The sequence below is a fragment of the Dyella sp. OK004 genome (genome assembly GCF_900114495.1).
Taxonomy (GTDB): domain Bacteria; phylum Pseudomonadota; class Gammaproteobacteria; order Xanthomonadales; family Rhodanobacteraceae; genus Dyella_D.
In genome coordinates this window covers 1,021,957-1,037,106 of record NZ_FOZI01000001.1, presented here as the reverse complement: position 1 = coordinate 1,037,106, position 15,150 = coordinate 1,021,957, and the positions used below count along the sequence as shown (strand labels likewise).

Sequence of the window (15,150 nt, the reverse complement as noted above, 5' to 3'; positions counted from 1 at the left end):
ATGGCAAGTGAGCCGCAGGGCGGTCTAACCGAATATATCCAGCATCACCTTCATCACAATGTGGTGAGTTTTGGTGACAGCAACTTCATGAAACTGAACCTCGATTCGGTCGTGGTGGCGTTTCTGCTGGGTGCGCTGTTCTGTTTGTGGTTCTGGCTCAAGGCGCGTAAGGCGACCTCAGGCGTACCGTCGAAAGGGCAGGCGTTCGTCGAGTTGATCGTCGAATTTGTCGATACCCAGGTGAAGGACACCTTCCACGGCGACCGTCGCACGGTAACGCCGCTGGCGCTGTCGATCTTCATGTGGGTGGTATTCCTCAACGCGATGGACTTGCTGCCGCTCGATGCGCCGGGCTGGGGCGTGAGGACCGTGGCTGGTGCTGAGACCGCGCATCACACCTTCTTCCGCTGGGTACCGACCGCTGACATCAATACCACGGTGGGTCTGGCGCTGGCTGTGTTCTTCATTGTGATCGGCCATGGCATCAAGGCCAAGGGTGGCCTGGGCTTCGGCAAAGAGCTGATGACCGCGCCGTTCCATGCGCACAACCCGATCGTGGTTGCGATCCTGGTGCCGTTCAATTTTCTGCTCAACGTCGTTGAATACCTGTCTAAGCCGGTGTCGCTCGCCATGCGACTGTTCGGCAACATGTACGGCGGCGAGTTGGTGTTCATGCTGATCGCAGGTTTGTTCGCGAGCTGGTTGAGCTTCCTGCCGGGTGTGATCTTCAACACCGCGTGGGCGATCTTCCACATCCTGATCATCCTGCTGCAGGCGTTCATCTTCATGATGCTGACGATCGTCTACATCGCCACGGCACGTGAACACCACTAAAGCTTTTCGTTTGATTCTGTTTTTTGCTTCATCTTCTTTTGTACTAACTAACCCGTTACCGATTTACAGGAGATCACCATGGAACTCATCGCACACGTGCAGGGCCTGACCGCCATTGCCATCGGCATCATCATCGGCCTCGGCGCTCTGGGCGCTTGCTTGGGTATCGCCATCATGGGTTCCAAGTTCCTCGAGTCCGCTGCCCGTCAGCCGGAACTGGTTCCGCTGCTGCAGGGTCGTATGTTCCTGCTCGCCGGTCTGATCGACGCCGCGTTCATTATCGGTCTGGCCGTTGCACTGCTGTTCGCGTTCTCGAACCCGCTGATCGCGGCGCTCAAGACCGCCGCTGGCGGCTGATTGACGCGAAGTGAGTCGCCGCAGCAATCAGAAGTTGCTGCGGCGATCGGCGGTTTAACGCGTTACCGGAGTTAATTGGAAAGCTCATGGATATCAATCTGACTTTCCTGGGCCAAATGGTGTCGTTCGCCATCCTGGTCTGGTTCACCACCAAGTTCATCTGGCCGCAGCTCAATGCCGCGATCGAAGAGCGTCAGAAGAAGGTTGCCGATGGTCTGGCCGCCGCCGAGAAGGCGCGCGCCGAACTGAAGGATGCCGACGCCAAGGTGGCTGTCGAGATCAAGCAAGCTCGCCAGCAGGCCGCCGAGATTATCGAGCGGGCTCAGCAGCAGGCCAATCAGATCGTGGACAAGGCCCGCGAGGATGCGGTGGCCGAAGCCGTCCGTCTGAAGGCTGCCGCCGCCGACGAGATCGTCAGCATGCAGCAGCGCGCTCGTGAAGAATTGCGTGGCTGGGTGGGTCGTCTTGCGGTGCAGGGCGCCGAGAAGATCGTGCAGCGCGAAGTCGACGCGACGGCCCACAAGGCCATGCTCGACCAACTCGCCGCCGAGATCTAAGCCATGGCCCAGGCAATCACTCTCGCCCGTCCGTATGCACGCGCCGCTTTCGAGCTGGCGCAGGCATCCGGTGCGCTGGCTGCGTGGTCGCAGGCGCTGGCCTTCGCCGCCGTGGTGGCGAAGGATCCTCGCGTCGCCGGCCTCGGCAACGATCCGCGCGTGCTGACTTCGCAGCTGGTCGCACTGCACTTGCCGCAGGGCATGGGCAGCGATACCCCCTTCGCGAAGTTTCTGGGCGAGCTGGCCGAGCATCGCCGTATGGCGCTGCTGCCGGAAGTGGCCGACCTGTTCGAAACCTACAAGCGTGAGTCCGAGTCGCAGCTGCTGGTCAAGGTGACCAGTGCTATGGCTTTGGACGCCGCGCAGGCCGAGCAGCTGAAGACCTCGTTGAAGCGCCGGTTCAAGCGCGAGATCGAACTGGAAACCCAGGTCGATGCCTCGCTGCTCGGCGGCGTGGTGATCGACACCGGCAGCGAAGTGATCGATGGCTCCGTCCGTGGCCGCCTGGCGCGCTTGTCCAGCGCGCTGACGGCTTAGCTTTACGCGAAGTCCATTTCGCGAAGAGCAAAACCGGCCATCCGTGGCCGGACTCTTAAGCAAAGCGACTTTCAAAATTTCAGGATAACGACCATGTCCAGCACCACTCTTAATCCGTCTGAGATCAGCGAACTGATCAAGACCCGCATCGAGCAGTTCAAGCTCGGCGCAGAGGCTCGCAACGAAGGCACGATCATCAGCGTGTCCGACGGCATCGTGCGCATCCACGGCCTGGCCGATGTGATGCAGGGCGAAATGATCGAGCTGCCGGGCAATGCCTATGCGCTGGCGCTGAACCTCGAGCGCGACTCGGTCGGCGCCGTGGTGCTGGGCGAATACCAGCATCTGCGTGAAGGCGATACCGCCAAGACCACCGGCCGCATCCTCGAAGTGCCGGTCGGTCCGGAGCTACTCGGTCGCGTCGTCGACGCGCTCGGCAACCCGATCGACGGCAAGGGTCCGCTCAACGCCAAGCACAGCTCGCCGATCGAAAAGGTCGCGCCGGGCGTGATCTGGCGTAAGTCGGTCGATGAGCCGGTGCAGACCGGTTACAAGTCCGTCGACTCGATGATCCCGATCGGCCGTGGCCAGCGCGAGCTGATCATCGGCGACCGCCAGACCGGCAAGACCGCGCTGGCCATCGACGCGATCATCAACCAGAAAGATTCCGGCATTAAGTGCATCTACGTCGCCATCGGCCAGAAGCGCTCGTCGATCGCCAACGTGGTGCGCAAGCTCGAAGAGCACGGTGCGCTGGCCAACACCATCATCGTGGTGGCTTCGGCCTCCGAGTCGGCCGCGCTGCAGTACATCGCGCCGTACTCTGGCTGCGCCATGGGCGAGTACTTCCGCGACCGCGGCCAGGACGCGCTGATCATTTATGACGATCTGTCCAAGCAGGCCGTGGCCTACCGCCAGATCTCGCTGCTGCTGAAGCGCCCGCCGGGCCGTGAGGCTTACCCGGGCGACGTGTTCTATCTCCACTCCCGTCTGCTCGAGCGCGCTTCCCGCGTGTCCGAGGAGTACGTCGAGAAGTTCACCAACGGCGAAGTGAAGGGCAAGACCGGTTCGCTGACCGCGCTGCCGATCATCGAAACGCAGGCCGGCGACGTGTCAGCGTTCGTGCCGACCAACGTGATCTCGATCACCGACGGCCAGATCTTCCTTGAGACCGACCTGTTCAACGCGGGTATCCGTCCGGCCGTGAACGCCGGTATCTCGGTGTCGCGCGTGGGCGGTGCCGCCCAGACCAAGATCGTCAAGAAGCTGTCCGGTGGCGTGAAGCTGGCCCTGGCGCAGTTCCGCGAGCTGGCTGCGTTCGCGCAGTTCGCTTCGGACCTGGACCCGGCCACTCGCGCCCAGCTGGACCGCGGCCAGCGCGTCACCGAGCTGATGAAGCAGAAACAGTACGCGCCGCTGTCGATCGCCGAACTGGCGCTGTCGGTGTACGCCGCCGAGAAGGGCTACCTCGATGACCTGCCGGTCAACAAGGTGCTGCCGTTCGAGAAGGGCCTGCATGCTTTCATGCACCAGAACCACGCCGAGCTGATGAAGAAGATCGTCGCCACCGGTGACTGGAACAACGAGATCGAAGGCGTCTTCAAGTCGTCCCTGGACGAGTACAAGAAGACCGGTAGCTGGTAAGTAGCAACAGGGTGTACGGCCGTTCAAGCGGCCGTACCGCACTCCGACCGAGCGGTCGGGATCGCAATAACCCAAAAGGTTGAGGCAAACGTGGCAAGCGGACGCGAAATCAAAACCAAGATCAAGAGCACGCAGAACATGCGCAAGGTGACGCGCGCGCTCGAAATGGTCTCGGCCTCGAAGATCCGCAAGGCGCAGGATCTGATGAAGGCGTCGCGTCCGTACGCGCGCCAGATGCGCAAGGTGATCGCGCACGTCGCCCAGGCCAGCACGGATTTCAGCCATCCGTTCCTGACGCAGCGCGAGCCTGTCGCGCGCGTGGGTTACATGGTGATCTCGACCGATCGCGGTCTGTGCGGTGGCCTGAACTCCAACATGTTCCGTCGCCTGCTGCCGGCTATCCGCGAGTGGCAGGACAAGGGTGTTGAAGTCGATGTGGTGGCGGTCGGCCAGAAGGCCGTGCAGTTCTTCCGCCGCATCAAGGGCGTCAACCTGATCGGCAGCATCACGCATCTGGGTGAGAAGCCGAAGGTCGAACAGCTGATCGGCGTCATCAAGGTGCTGCTGGACGCCTATACGGCCGGCAAGCTCGATCGTGTGTTCCTCGCCTACAATGACTTCGTCAACACCATGACGCAGAAGCCGTCGATCGAGGCGCTGTTGCCGCTGCCGCTGGTGGCTGCCGAGTTGCAGGCCGCCGAAGGCACCGGGGAGTCCGCGACGCCGAGCTGGCCGGTGGCTGGTTTGAAGCTGGAACAAACCCACGACTGGGACTACATCTACGAACCGGATGCGGCGACCGTGCTCGAGCACGTGCTTGGCCGTTACATCGAGTCCGTGGTGTATCAGGGCGTGCTGGAAAACCTCGCCAGTGAACATGCCGCGCGCATGGTGGCGATGAAGAGCGCGTCCGACAACGCCAACAAGGTCATCGGCGAACTGACACTGGTCTACAACAAGGCCCGTCAGGCAGCGATTACCCAGGAAATCTCGGAAATCGTCGGCGGCGCAGCGGCTGTATAAGTGCGGTCATCCATGACCGCGAACATCAAAAGCGGTCATCCGTGGCCGCACTGTTCACTAAAAGCACGCGACCGTGATTGGGCGCGAGTAAAACAAACACTTAAAGATCCATCCGGAGCACATCCATGAGCCAGGGCAAAGTTGTACAGATCATCGGCGCGGTTATCGACGTGGAGTTCGCACGCGATCAGGTGCCGCAGGTTTACGACGCGCTGAAGATCGACGGCACCGAGATCACGCTGGAAGTCCAGCAGGTCCTGGGTGACGGTATCGTGCGTACGATCGCCCTCGGTTCCACCGACGGCCTGAAGCGTGGCCTCGTGGCCCGCAACACCGGCGAAGGCATCAAGGTGCCGGTCGGCAAGGCCACCCTCGGCCGCATCATGGACGTGCTCGGCAACCCGATCGACGAAGCCGGTCCGATCGACACGAAGGATCATTGGGTCATCCATCGCGAAGCGCCGAGCTACGACGACCAGGCTGCTGCGAACGACCTGTTGGAAACCGGCATCAAGGTCATCGACCTGGTCTGCCCGTTCGCCAAGGGCGGCAAGGTCGGCCTGTTCGGCGGCGCCGGCGTGGGCAAGACCGTGAACATGATGGAGCTCATCAATAACATCGCGAAGGCTCACTCGGGTCTGTCCGTGTTCGCCGGCGTGGGTGAGCGTACTCGTGAAGGCAACGACTTCTATCACGAGATGAAGGACTCCAACGTTCTGGACAAGGTCGCGATGGTGTACGGCCAGATGAACGAGCCGCCGGGCAACCGTCTGCGCGTGGCACTAACCGGCCTGACCATGGCCGAGTATTTCCGCGACGAGAAGGACGAGACCGGCAAGGGTAAGGACGTTCTGCTGTTCGTCGACAACATCTACCGCTACACGCTGGCCGGTACCGAAGTGTCCGCACTGCTCGGCCGTATGCCGTCCGCCGTGGGTTACCAGCCGACGCTGGCCGAGGAGATGGGCGTGCTGCAGGAGCGCATCACCTCGACCAAGACCGGTTCGATCACCTCGATCCAGGCCGTGTACGTGCCTGCGGATGACCTGACCGACCCGTCGCCGGCCACCACCTTCGCCCACTTGGACGCGACCGTGGTGCTGAGCCGTAACATCGCTTCGCTGGGTATCTACCCGGCCGTGGATCCGCTGGATTCCACCAGCCGCCAGCTCGATCCGAACGTGATCGGCGTGGAGCATTACGAAGTGGCGCGCAAGGTGCAGGGCACGCTGCAGCGCTACAAGGAACTGAAGGACATCATCGCGATTCTCGGCATGGACGAGCTGAGCGAAGAAGACAAGCAGGCCGTGGCCCGCGCGCGTAAGTGCGAGCGCTTCTTCTCGCAGCCGTTCCACGTGGCGGAAGTGTTCACCGGTTCGCCGGGCAAGTACGTGTCGCTGAAGGAAACCATCCGCGGCTTCAAGATGATCGTGGAAGGCGACGTGGACCACCTGCCGGAGCAGGCGTTCTACATGGTCGGCGGTATCGACGAGGCCATCAAGAAGGCCGAGGACATGGCAGCCAAGAAGGCGGCCTAAGAGCGGTAGGGAGGTGAAAGGCGAACCGGCGAGAGCCGTTTGACCATCATCTCCTCACTCCCTCACTTGCTTTAAGAGTAGAAGCGCATGAGTCATACCCTTCGTGTCGACATCGTCAGTGCTGAAGCCGAGATTTTCCATGGCGAAGCGGTCATGGTCGTCGCCACCGGCGAAATGGGCGAGCTGGGCATCGCGCCCCGCCACGCTCCGTTGATCACCCGCCTGAAGCCGGGCCATGTGGACGTGGTGCTGCCGAACGGCGAGCGCCAGCAGTTCTGGGTTTCCGGCGGCATCCTGGAAGTGCAGCCGCAGGTCGTGACCGTGCTGGCCGACACCGCCGCACGCGCCTCGGATCTGGACGAGGCCGCTGCCCAGCGTGCCAAGCAGGAAGCCGAGGACGCCCTGGCCAATCGCACCGACGCGATGGAAATCGCCGAGGCGCAGGCCAAGCTGGCCGAGGCTCTGACCCAGCTGCAGGCGCTGGAGCGCCTGCGCAAGAACCTCAAGCACTGATTCCCGTCCGCCACGCGCGGACTGTGGAAACATAAAAACGCCAGCCTTGTGCCGGCGTTTTTGCTTGGGCATCGTTGCTGCCATCGTTCTTCATAGGGATAGCGCGCGTGGCAGGGATACGTACCGTTATATGCCTGGGACTAGGCAGTCTGCTGCTCGCCGCTTGTGCCACGACAAAGCGGAGTGCGGATATTCCTGCGCCCCCTGCGAGCGGGGACGCGACATGGCACATGGTGCTGCCGGAAGGCACCCAACGCTATGAGCTGGCCATGGGCGACGTATCCAGCGGTGCCGCACCCTTCCATCGCGTCGCGCCGGTCTACCCGCCATCGCTGCTAGCGAGTTGCCCGAGTCCGGTAGACGTTCAAGCTCTGCTGGTCGTCAATCAGGCAGGCAAGGTCGACGATGTCCGCGTGGCCGATGAAGCCACGGCCGATACCGCGCGTCGCCTGTACATCGATGCCGTCCGCGTAGCCGCGCGGCAATGGGACTTCAGCCCGCTCCTGATCACGCACTGGGCGGCCAACGCCAACGGCGAGAGTCACGTGGTCGACAGCGAAACGCGTCGCTTCAGCCTCACTTATGCCTTCCATTTCGAATGCCATGGAGGCCGGGCCGAGGTATCGACGAGCGATGCCCCGCCGGCTGGTGTTCATTGAGTCCGCCACGCGACTGCTATCCTCCACCGCTGACGTAAACAGCCGATATCGCCATGAAGAACATGCCTCTGCACGTCATCGTCCTCGCCGCCGGCGAAGGCAAGCGAATGAAGTCCAAGAAGGCCAAGGTGCTGATGCCTTTGGCCGGGCGTCCACTGCTGGAGCACGTGCTGACCGCCGCGAGGGCGCTGCAGCCCGAAGCGATCCACGTGGTCTACGGTCATTGCGGCGATCAGGTGCTGGCGGCATTCGACGGCCAGGCCGATCTGCGCTGGGTTTTGCAGGTGGATCGCCTCGGTACGGGGCATGCCGTGGTGCAGGCGCTACGCAACGTACCCGACGGTGCCGCCGTGCTGGTGCTTTACGGCGACGTGCCGCTGACTCGCTCAGAGACCTTGAAGCGTCTGGTGAGTACGGAAGGGTCGCTGGCGCTGCTTACGACCCGCGTATCCGATCCCAAGGGCTATGGCCGCGTGCTGCGCGATGGCAACGGCCTTGTGCGTGCGGTGGTCGAGGAGAAGGACGCCGATGACAGCCAGCGTGCGATCAACCTGGTCAATACCGGCATCGTCGCCGCCGAATCCGATGCGCTGAAGCGCTGGACCAGCAAGCTCGACCGTAACAATGCGCAAGGTGAGTACTACCTCACCGATATCTTCGCGATGGCGGCGGAAGAGAGCCGCGCCGCGCAGAACGTCGAATCCGACGATGCGATGGAAGCCGCCGGTGCGAACAATCCCTGGCAGCTGGCCGAGCTCGAGGCGGTGTTCCGCCAGCGTGCGGCGCAGGCGCTGGCGCTGGAGGGTGTGCGCATTGTCGATCCGGCGCGTATTGACGTGCGAGGCACAGTGACCGCAGGCCGCGACGTCGAGATCGACGTCAACGTTATTCTCGAAGGTGAGGTGGCCTTGGGTGAGGACGTGCGCATTGGCGCCTTCACGCGGCTGAAAAATGTGAAGCTCGCCACCGGCACCGTAGTGCAATCACATTGCGATCTGGAAGGCGTGGTCACTCATGGTCCTTGCGTGATCGGCCCCTTCGCGCGCCTGCGCCCCGGCACCGAACTGGCTGCTGGCGTGCACATCGGCAACTTCGTCGAGACCAAGAAGGCGCGGCTGGGCGAAGGCAGCAAGGCAAACCATCTCAGCTATCTCGGCGATACCGTGGTCGGCAGCAAGGTCAACATCGGCGCTGGTACCATCACCTGTAACTACGACGGCGTGAACAAGAGCGTCACGCAGATCGACGATGGCGCTTTCATCGGCTCCAACACTGCGCTGGTGGCGCCAGTGCGTGTCGGTGCGCAAGCCACTATCGGTGCGGGGTCGGTGATCACCAAGGATGCGCCTGCTGGCGAACTGACTATCGCGCGCGGTCGCCAGGCGACGCTGCATGGCTGGCACAGGCCGGAAAAAAAATAATGAGTGGAGAGTAGTGAGAAACGAGAAGAGCGCTTGAGCGGCTCCACTCGTTTCTTCCACTAGGCATAACGCCAGCCGTCGATCTCCACCAGCAATTCACTGCGGCATACATCGCCGTGCAGCATCAGCACCGGCACACCGGGCAGACGGGTTTGCAGAAACTCGAGTACGCGCGGCGCGTCGATAGCGTGCTTTACGTAGGCTTTCAGTGGTGAACGCGTATCGAAGCCAGCGGGCATGCCGGCGCTGGCCAGCAGTGCCTCGAGGTTGGCCAGGGTTTCGTCCAGCTGCGCGTCCAGATCGTCCTGGTGCGCGGAGCTGTGGCCGACGACGGCGGCCGTGCCGGAGATAGCCAGGACATCGTGCGACGGCAGGGACATGGCGCGGGCGAAGCTCGGTGGCGTGCGGCCGTACTGACGCGGGTAGCGCCAGGCGCTGACTTGTCGAGGGTTCTCCACGCGTACGCCCGGGCGGTCGCAGGCCAGCAGGTAAATCTGCAGGGTGTGTGCGTCCGCGTGATGGCCGATGGCCGTGGCGGCGGGAAAGCCTTCGGTGAAGAAATAGCCCATGCCGGCCGCGCGGCCGTCGCAGAACAGCTTATAGCGTTCGCCGTCGCCATCGCCCTGGTTGATCGCGCCCAGGTAATTCCAGATGCGCTGTACGTGCCGCTCCGGGCGTCCGTCGACGAACTCGCGCAATTGCCGGTAGGCCAGTTCGGCGGTGTCACGCGGGCCACCGTGTTTCCGCTCGTCCAGTTCGATCGCGACGAACAGCCAGCCGTCACCGGCAGACCAGCGCAGATCGCCTTCGCGTGCGTGGGTGACCTGGCCCTCGACCTGCCAGACCTCCAGCGGTGCGGGCGCGTCCAGGCACTCCAGCGCGATGGCCATCCAGCGCGGATCGTCGTGTTCCTGCACGCCGGCGCCAAAGCCGAGTACGGCAAGCGTGCCGGCTTCGTTCAGGACGTCCGGAGACGCCGCATTGCGATAAGACACTTGCGGTGCGCGTCGCCTTGGCGAGACGGACAGCGCACTTTCTGAACCGTAAGTCATGCAACTTAGCCCAGGGAAAGTGGGTCGCTATGTTACACTCCACGCCCTGTGCCGACCGGGGGGAGGCATGTTTTGGCAGTACGGAACGAGCATGGCAGAGCAGACCGCGGCACAACATGAACTGGCGACCCTAATCGTGGAGAGCCTCAACCTGGAAGCGGTCACGCCCGAGCAGATCGATCCGGAAGCTCCCCTGTTTGGCGGCGAGCTGGGCCTGGATTCGATCGACGCCCTGGAGATCGCCCTGGCTGTGTCCAAGCGCTACGGCTTCCAGTTGCGTTCCGACAATCCGGACAACGGCCGCATCTTTGCCAGCCTGCGTGCGCTGTCCGAGCACGTCGAACAGTACCGAACTCCCGTTTGAGTCCTGACACGGTGCCTTGCATGGATGGCATCGCCCGGTTGTTTCGCCGTCTTGTGCAGATAGCTGCGCGATGAACGCGTCGACCTATCGCGCCACATTCCGCATCGCTCCCGATCATCCGAGCCTGCCCGGGCACTTTCCTGGGTATCCGCTGGTACCTGGTGTTGTGTTGCTGGAGCAAGTCGCGCTGGCTTTGCGCGCCTGGCGCAACCAGCGTCTGGCCAGGGTGGTGGAAGCCAAGTTTGTCGCGCCACTACTGCCAGCCGAGCAGGCCGAGTTGAGCCTGATCGAGAATGGCACGCGCGTTCGCTTTGAGATCCTCCGCGGTGAGGTATTGCTCGCGCGCGGCATCGTGGAAGGCGCTGAGTCGTGAGCGCGCACTGGCAAAGCCGGCCGGAAGGCGGCGGGCGTTTCGCGCTGTGGCTGATCCGCAGCATCGGCCTGCATGGCGGGCGGCGTTTTGGGCGGCTGTTCCTGTATCCGATCACGCTGTATTTCTTCTTGCGCCGTAAGCCGGAGCGAGAGGCTTCGCGGCAATACCTGGAAAAAGTGCTGCCGCACCCGGTGACCAACTGGCAAGTGATGAAACACATCCACTGCTTTGCGGCGACGATGCTGGATCGCATCTTTCTGCTGGCGCACGGCGAACGTGACTTCCAGATTGAAACCGAAGGGCTGGAGCTGCTGATTGAGCGCGTCGAGCAGGGCAACGGTGTGCTGCTATTTGGTTCACACCAGGGAAGTTTCGAGGCGCTGCGCGCGCTTGCATCACGTCGGCCGGATATAGCGTTGCGAGTACTGCTCGATAAACAGAAGACACCGGCCCTTACGGAACTGTTGGAGGCGCTGGCACCCGACATCGGGAACAAGGTGATCGACGCCTCGAAAGATGGCGCCAGCATGGTGCTGCAGATAGCTGAAGCTTGCGCAGAGGGCGCGATGGTGGCTCTGCTCGCCGATCGTGGCCGTGAGCACGAGGTGCTGCGCCGCGCCGAATTGCTTGGTCAGCCGGCGCCGTTCCCGGTAGGCCCCTGGCTGCTTGCGCATACGTTGCAGGTGCCGGTGGTGCTGTGTTTCGGCTTGTACCTCGGCGGCAACCGCTATCGCCTGATTTTCGAGCCGTTTGCCGAGCGCGTGGACATCCCGCGTCATGATCGCGCGCCGGCGCTGGACGCGGTCATTGGCCGTTATGCCCAGCGCGTGGAGCATTACATCCATGTCGCTCCCTACAACTGGTTCAACTTCTATGACTTCTGGCAGCAAGATCTTTGCGCTTCTGCTCGGCCTCAGCCTGCCGTGGCTGGCGAACGCCTCGGCGGCTGAAGGCGATGCTGCGGCGCAGTCGCTGATCGCTTCGCTGGGCCGCCCGGCACCCGCGCGTACGGCCTTCGCGGAGGTACGCTTCATGAAGATACTGGAGCAGCCACGAGTGTCCTCCGGCGAGCTGAGCTGGCTGGGCGGCGACCGGCTGGAGCGCCGCGTGGAACAGCCGGCCAAGGAAGTGGCCACCATTGCCGACGGCGAAGTTACGCAACAGCGCGAAGGGCGCAAGCCGCGCAGCTTTTCATTGAATCGAGCGCCGCAACTCCAGGTGTTGCTGGACAGCTTCGTTGCCTTGCTCGGCGGTGATGCTTCGCGCCTGAATCAGGCATTCGCCATTCATCATGATGGCAATGCGGAGCGCTGGACGTTGATCCTTACACCGCGCGATACACGCGTCGCCAAGGTGATCGCCAGCATCCAGATTGATGGTCGCGGCAACGAGCCTCGTTGCATGCGCATGCAGGAAGCAGATGGCGATCTGGCTATCGATTTGCTGGGCGAGCTTGCCGCGCGCATGCCGGCCGCGCCGACGCGCGAAGCGCTGGCAGCCTTGTGCCAGGGCGGCTGATCATGCCGCGTCGGGGGCAGGCCATCTTGCTGGCGCTGTGGTTGCTGGCGCTGGCGGGGCTCGGCGCGCTGGTCGCACAACGGCTGAAGGTCAGCACCGATCTGCGCGATTTCATGCCGGCGCCAACCACGCCAGATCAGCGGCTGTTGATGGAGCAAGTGGGTGAAGGTCCGGGTTCGCGCCTGTTGTTGCTGGCGCTGAGCGGCAAGTCCGATGCGGAGCTGGCGGCGCTGAGTCAGGGCCTGGTAGCCGCGCTTCGCAAGGATCCGCGTTATAGCCAGGTGCTCAACGGCAGCTTCGATCTCGCGACGCTGGACGAACGCTTGTTGCCGTATCGCTATCTACTGTCACCGACGCTGGATAGCGACTCGATGGACGAGGCTTTCCTGGCGGATCAACTACAGCAGCGATTGGACGATCTCTCATCGCCGGCTGCCAGCTTGTTGAAGGGCTTGTTACCTCGAGACCCAACGCTAGAGGTGCTGAAGCTGGCGGAGCGCTGGACGCCGCCGAAATCTCCCGAGTTGCGCGAGGGTGTCTGGTTCTCCGCACAGCACGAAGCGTTACTGCTGGTGCAGACGCGTGCTGCGGGCTTTGATCCGGATGCGCAGGTAGATGCGGTCGCCGGTATCGAGCAGGTATTCCACGCTTTGCCAGGCAGCGCCGGCGCAAAACTGATAACCAGCGGACCTGGCTATTTCAGCGTGGTGGTGAGCCAGCAGACGCGTGGGCAGGCGGAGTGGATCGGCAACGTCTCCACTGTCGGTTTCATCCTGCTGCTGTTGCTGGCTTATCGCAGCGTGAGTTCGTTGTTGCTGTCGGCCTTACCTATCGCCAGTGCGGCGCTGGCAGGTATTGCCGCGCTGGTGCTGCTGTTTCCGCAAGTGCACGGCATCACGCTCGCCTTTGGTTTCACCTTGCTGGGCGTGGCGCAGGAATATCCCATCCGCGTGCTGAGCCATCGGCGCGCGGGAGAGGATGCGGTAGCCAGCGTACGCGGGCTATGGCCGCTGCTGCTGACCGCCATCGCTTCGGCCTGCATCGCCTATCTCGCGTTCTATGCGTCCGGGGTGAACGGCTTGAAGCAATTGGCCGTGTTCACCATCACCGGTTTGCTGGTGGCGGGATTCAGTACCCGTTATTTGCTCCCGCATTTGTTGCCGGGCAGAGTGCGTGATGTGGCAGCCATGCCATGGCTGTTGCGCGCGAGACGTTTCGTCGATCACTTGCCGCGGCCGCGTTGGGTGCCGTTGCTGGTAGCCGCGGCGACGGTGTTGATGCTGGTGCTGGCCCCCGGCTCGTTCTGGCAGAACAACCTCGCTGCATTGACGCCGCTGCCGCAGGATCTGCTGCAGCGTGATGCCCGGTTACGCGAAGCGCTGGGTGCGCCGGATGTGCGCTACTTGTTGATCCTGCAGGCGGCGGATGCGCAGGGGGTGTTGAAGCTCTCCGAGCAGATGGAGCCGAAAGTCGAGGCATTGGTGGCCCGCCATGCAGTGGATGCGGTAGAGCTGCCGTCACGCTACTTGCCCAGCGAAGCCACGCAGCGTGCGCGCCAGCAAAAGTTGCCGGATCGGGCTGTTCTACAGAAGGCGTTGGACGATGCCACCCAGGGGTTGCCGTTCCGCAAGGATCTGTTCGCGCCGTTCGTTGACGATGTGGAAACAGCACGTCATCTGCCGCTGCTGACGCCGGAGGTATTTGCGCAAAGCACGCTGGGACAGCGCCTGTCCGCCATGCTGGTGGCGCGTGATGGTCACTGGCTGGGTCTGGGTACACTCAGCGGCGTGCACGACGTGGCGGCGCTGGAGCACCTGGCGAACGAGAGCAATGGCACTATGCGCCTGCTCGATCTGAAGCAGGCATCCGAATCGCTGGTGGTCGATTACCGCACACGCATCCTTCGCGCGTTGCTGGTTGCCACCGTATTGATGGTTCTGACCATTACTTTTGCACTGCGCAGCCTGCGCCGCGCCTGGCATGTGCTGGCGCCGATGACTCTGGCGACGTTCCTGGTGCTGGCGGTGGAACGCGCGATGGGTATCGAGATATCGCTGTTCCATCTTGTCGCGCTGATTCTCGCCGCCGGCCTCGGGTTGCACTATGCGCTGTTCTTCGAGCGCGACACAGGCGACCCCGCCGAGCAGCGCCGTACCCTGCATGCCACTCTAGTCTGCGTGCTGTCCGCCTTGCTGGTGTTTGGCATGTTGGCGTGGAGCAGCATCCCGGTACTGCGTGCGATCGGCCTCACCGTAAGTCTAGGTGTGGCCTTTCATTTCTGCCTTTCCATTCTGATGGCACCGCATGCGGGACATGGGCATGCTCGACAAGACTGACTGGGCGCATCTGATTCCGCATGCGGGCACGATGTGTCTGCTGGATGCCGTCGTGGCGTGGAGCGACGCCTCGATTCATGCCGTCAGCGGTGGTCATGCCGATACCCTGCATCCATTGCGAACAGACGAGGGCCTGCATGCCGTGCATCTGGCCGAATACGGTGCTCAGGCCATGGCGGTGCATGGTGCTCTCGGTCAACGCGTGCGTGGCGTCGAAGTGGCGCGCGGGGGGCGGCTGGTCAGCCTTCGCGATCTGAAGCTTGAAGTGGAGTACGTCGATGCCGGTGCGGGGCGTCTGGACGTCCATGCGGAACGCTTGGCCGCCGATGACAGTGGTGCGCAATATGTTTTCCGTGTCGAGCAAGCCGGCCAGTTGCTCGCGAGCGGCCGTGCCGCCGTGCTCTACGTCGACGCTTAAGTCTTA

17 protein-coding genes are annotated in these 15,150 nt (G+C 62.8%); 16 read left to right on the top strand and 1 reads right to left on the bottom strand.

Going from position 1 to position 15,150, the window contains the following annotated elements:
• The 10 genes from atpB to glmU all read left to right on the top strand — a co-directional run bounded on the left by atpB (position 1) and on the right by glmU (position 9,083).
• Positions 1-834, top strand: coding sequence for a F0F1 ATP synthase subunit A (atpB, locus tag BM338_RS04560; RefSeq protein WP_090449622.1), 834 nt, complete (start codon positions 1-3; stop codon positions 832-834).
• A gap of 78 nt (positions 835-912) precedes the next feature.
• Positions 913-1,191 carry a F0F1 ATP synthase subunit C gene (gene atpE, locus BM338_RS04555; RefSeq protein ID WP_090449621.1) on the top strand — a complete coding sequence of 93 codons (279 nt, stop codon included), beginning with the start codon at positions 913-915 and terminating at the stop codon, positions 1,189-1,191.
• An 86-nt stretch (positions 1,192-1,277) separates the two neighbouring features.
• Positions 1,278-1,748, top strand: a complete 471-nt coding sequence (locus tag BM338_RS04550) for a F0F1 ATP synthase subunit B (protein WP_090449620.1) — start codon at positions 1,278-1,280, stop codon at positions 1,746-1,748.
• A gap of 3 nt (positions 1,749-1,751) precedes the next feature.
• Positions 1,752-2,285, top strand: a complete 534-nt coding sequence (locus BM338_RS04545) for a F0F1 ATP synthase subunit delta (RefSeq protein ID WP_090449619.1) — start codon at positions 1,752-1,754, stop codon at positions 2,283-2,285.
• 93 nt (positions 2,286-2,378) lie between these two features.
• Positions 2,379-3,929, top strand: coding sequence for a F0F1 ATP synthase subunit alpha (atpA, locus tag BM338_RS04540; protein ID WP_090449618.1), 1,551 nt, complete (start codon positions 2,379-2,381; stop codon positions 3,927-3,929).
• A 90-nt stretch (positions 3,930-4,019) separates the two neighbouring features.
• Complete coding sequence (atpG, locus tag BM338_RS04535) at positions 4,020-4,952, top strand: F0F1 ATP synthase subunit gamma (protein WP_090449617.1); 933 nt, start codon at positions 4,020-4,022, stop codon at positions 4,950-4,952.
• Between the two features lie 125 nt (positions 4,953-5,077).
• Positions 5,078-6,490: a F0F1 ATP synthase subunit beta gene (atpD, locus tag BM338_RS04530; protein WP_090449616.1), complete on the top strand. Its 1,413-nt coding sequence runs from the start codon at positions 5,078-5,080 to the stop codon at positions 6,488-6,490.
• Positions 6,491-6,577: 87 nt separating this feature from the next.
• Positions 6,578-7,003: a F0F1 ATP synthase subunit epsilon gene (locus BM338_RS04525; protein ID WP_090449615.1), complete on the top strand. Its 426-nt coding sequence runs from the start codon at positions 6,578-6,580 to the stop codon at positions 7,001-7,003.
• Between the two features lie 230 nt (positions 7,004-7,233).
• Positions 7,234-7,662 carry a hypothetical protein gene (locus tag BM338_RS04520; protein ID WP_255367186.1) on the top strand — a complete coding sequence of 143 codons (429 nt, stop codon included), beginning with the start codon at positions 7,234-7,236 and terminating at the stop codon, positions 7,660-7,662.
• Positions 7,663-7,715: 53 nt separating this feature from the next.
• The gene (glmU, locus tag BM338_RS04515; RefSeq protein ID WP_090449613.1) at positions 7,716-9,083 is read left to right on the top strand and encodes a bifunctional UDP-N-acetylglucosamine diphosphorylase/glucosamine-1-phosphate N-acetyltransferase GlmU; all 1,368 of its coding nucleotides are present in this window, start codon (positions 7,716-7,718) and stop codon (positions 9,081-9,083) included.
• Positions 9,084-9,142: 59 nt separating this feature from the next.
• On the opposite strand, the gene BM338_RS04510 is transcribed toward glmU, so the two are convergent.
• The gene (locus tag BM338_RS04510; RefSeq protein ID WP_090449612.1) at positions 9,143-10,135 is read right to left on the bottom strand and encodes a chorismate transformation FkbO/Hyg5 family protein; all 993 of its coding nucleotides are present in this window, start codon (positions 10,133-10,135) and stop codon (positions 9,143-9,145) included.
• A gap of 91 nt (positions 10,136-10,226) precedes the next feature.
• On the opposite strand from BM338_RS04510, the gene BM338_RS04505 reads away from it, so the two are divergent.
• The 6 genes from BM338_RS04505 (at position 10,227) to BM338_RS04480 (ending at position 15,144) form a co-directional block, all read left to right on the top strand.
• A complete protein-coding gene (locus tag BM338_RS04505; protein WP_090449611.1) occupies positions 10,227-10,499 on the top strand; it encodes a phosphopantetheine-binding protein in 273 nt (90 codons plus the stop codon).
• Between the two features lie 70 nt (positions 10,500-10,569).
• Positions 10,570-10,872, top strand: a complete 303-nt coding sequence (locus tag BM338_RS04500; RefSeq protein ID WP_090449610.1) for an ApeI family dehydratase — start codon at positions 10,570-10,572, stop codon at positions 10,870-10,872.
• Positions 10,869-11,822, top strand: a complete 954-nt coding sequence (locus BM338_RS04495) for an LpxL/LpxP family acyltransferase (RefSeq protein WP_090449609.1) — start codon at positions 10,869-10,871, stop codon at positions 11,820-11,822. Before BM338_RS04500 ends, BM338_RS04495 begins: the two co-directional genes overlap by 4 nt.
• Positions 11,746-12,390, top strand: a complete 645-nt coding sequence (locus BM338_RS04490) for a LolA-related protein (RefSeq protein WP_090449608.1) — start codon at positions 11,746-11,748, stop codon at positions 12,388-12,390. Before BM338_RS04495 ends, BM338_RS04490 begins: the two co-directional genes overlap by 77 nt.
• Positions 12,391-12,392: 2 nt before the next feature.
• A complete protein-coding gene (locus BM338_RS04485; protein WP_090449607.1) occupies positions 12,393-14,726 on the top strand; it encodes an MMPL family transporter in 2,334 nt (777 codons plus the stop codon).
• Positions 14,710-15,144, top strand: a complete 435-nt coding sequence (locus BM338_RS04480) for a hotdog family protein (RefSeq protein WP_090450111.1) — start codon at positions 14,710-14,712, stop codon at positions 15,142-15,144. The genes BM338_RS04485 and BM338_RS04480 overlap by 17 nt, the downstream gene beginning before the upstream one ends.
• The last annotated feature ends 6 nt before the right edge of the window (positions 15,145-15,150 follow it).

What these genes read in the sequence shown, in the direction of transcription:
- atpB (WP_090449622.1), top strand. Translation starts at nt 1, where the DNA reads ATGGCAAGTGAGCCGCAGGGCGGTCTAACCGAATATATCCAGCATCAC.
- atpE (WP_090449621.1), top strand. Translation starts at nt 913, where the DNA reads ATGGAACTCATCGCACACGTGCAGGGCCTGACCGCCATTGCCATCGGC.
- BM338_RS04550 (WP_090449620.1), top strand. Translation starts at nt 1,278, where the DNA reads ATGGATATCAATCTGACTTTCCTGGGCCAAATGGTGTCGTTCGCCATC.
- BM338_RS04545 (WP_090449619.1), top strand. Translation starts at nt 1,752, where the DNA reads ATGGCCCAGGCAATCACTCTCGCCCGTCCGTATGCACGCGCCGCTTTC.
- atpA (WP_090449618.1), top strand. Translation starts at nt 2,379, where the DNA reads ATGTCCAGCACCACTCTTAATCCGTCTGAGATCAGCGAACTGATCAAG.
- atpD (WP_090449616.1), top strand. Translation starts at nt 5,078, where the DNA reads ATGAGCCAGGGCAAAGTTGTACAGATCATCGGCGCGGTTATCGACGTG.
- BM338_RS04525 (WP_090449615.1), top strand. Translation starts at nt 6,578, where the DNA reads ATGAGTCATACCCTTCGTGTCGACATCGTCAGTGCTGAAGCCGAGATT.
- BM338_RS04520 (WP_255367186.1), top strand. Translation starts at nt 7,234, where the DNA reads ATGGTGCTGCCGGAAGGCACCCAACGCTATGAGCTGGCCATGGGCGAC.
- glmU (WP_090449613.1), top strand. Translation starts at nt 7,716, where the DNA reads ATGAAGAACATGCCTCTGCACGTCATCGTCCTCGCCGCCGGCGAAGGC.
- BM338_RS04510 (WP_090449612.1), bottom strand. Translation starts at nt 10,135, where the DNA reads ATGACTTACGGTTCAGAAAGTGCGCTGTCCGTCTCGCCAAGGCGACGC.
- BM338_RS04505 (WP_090449611.1), top strand. Translation starts at nt 10,227, where the DNA reads ATGGCAGAGCAGACCGCGGCACAACATGAACTGGCGACCCTAATCGTG.
- BM338_RS04500 (WP_090449610.1), top strand. Translation starts at nt 10,570, where the DNA reads ATGAACGCGTCGACCTATCGCGCCACATTCCGCATCGCTCCCGATCAT.
- BM338_RS04490 (WP_090449608.1), top strand. Translation starts at nt 11,746, where the DNA reads ATGACTTCTGGCAGCAAGATCTTTGCGCTTCTGCTCGGCCTCAGCCTG.
- BM338_RS04485 (WP_090449607.1), top strand. Translation starts at nt 12,393, where the DNA reads ATGCCGCGTCGGGGGCAGGCCATCTTGCTGGCGCTGTGGTTGCTGGCG.
- BM338_RS04480 (WP_090450111.1), top strand. Translation starts at nt 14,710, where the DNA reads ATGCTCGACAAGACTGACTGGGCGCATCTGATTCCGCATGCGGGCACG.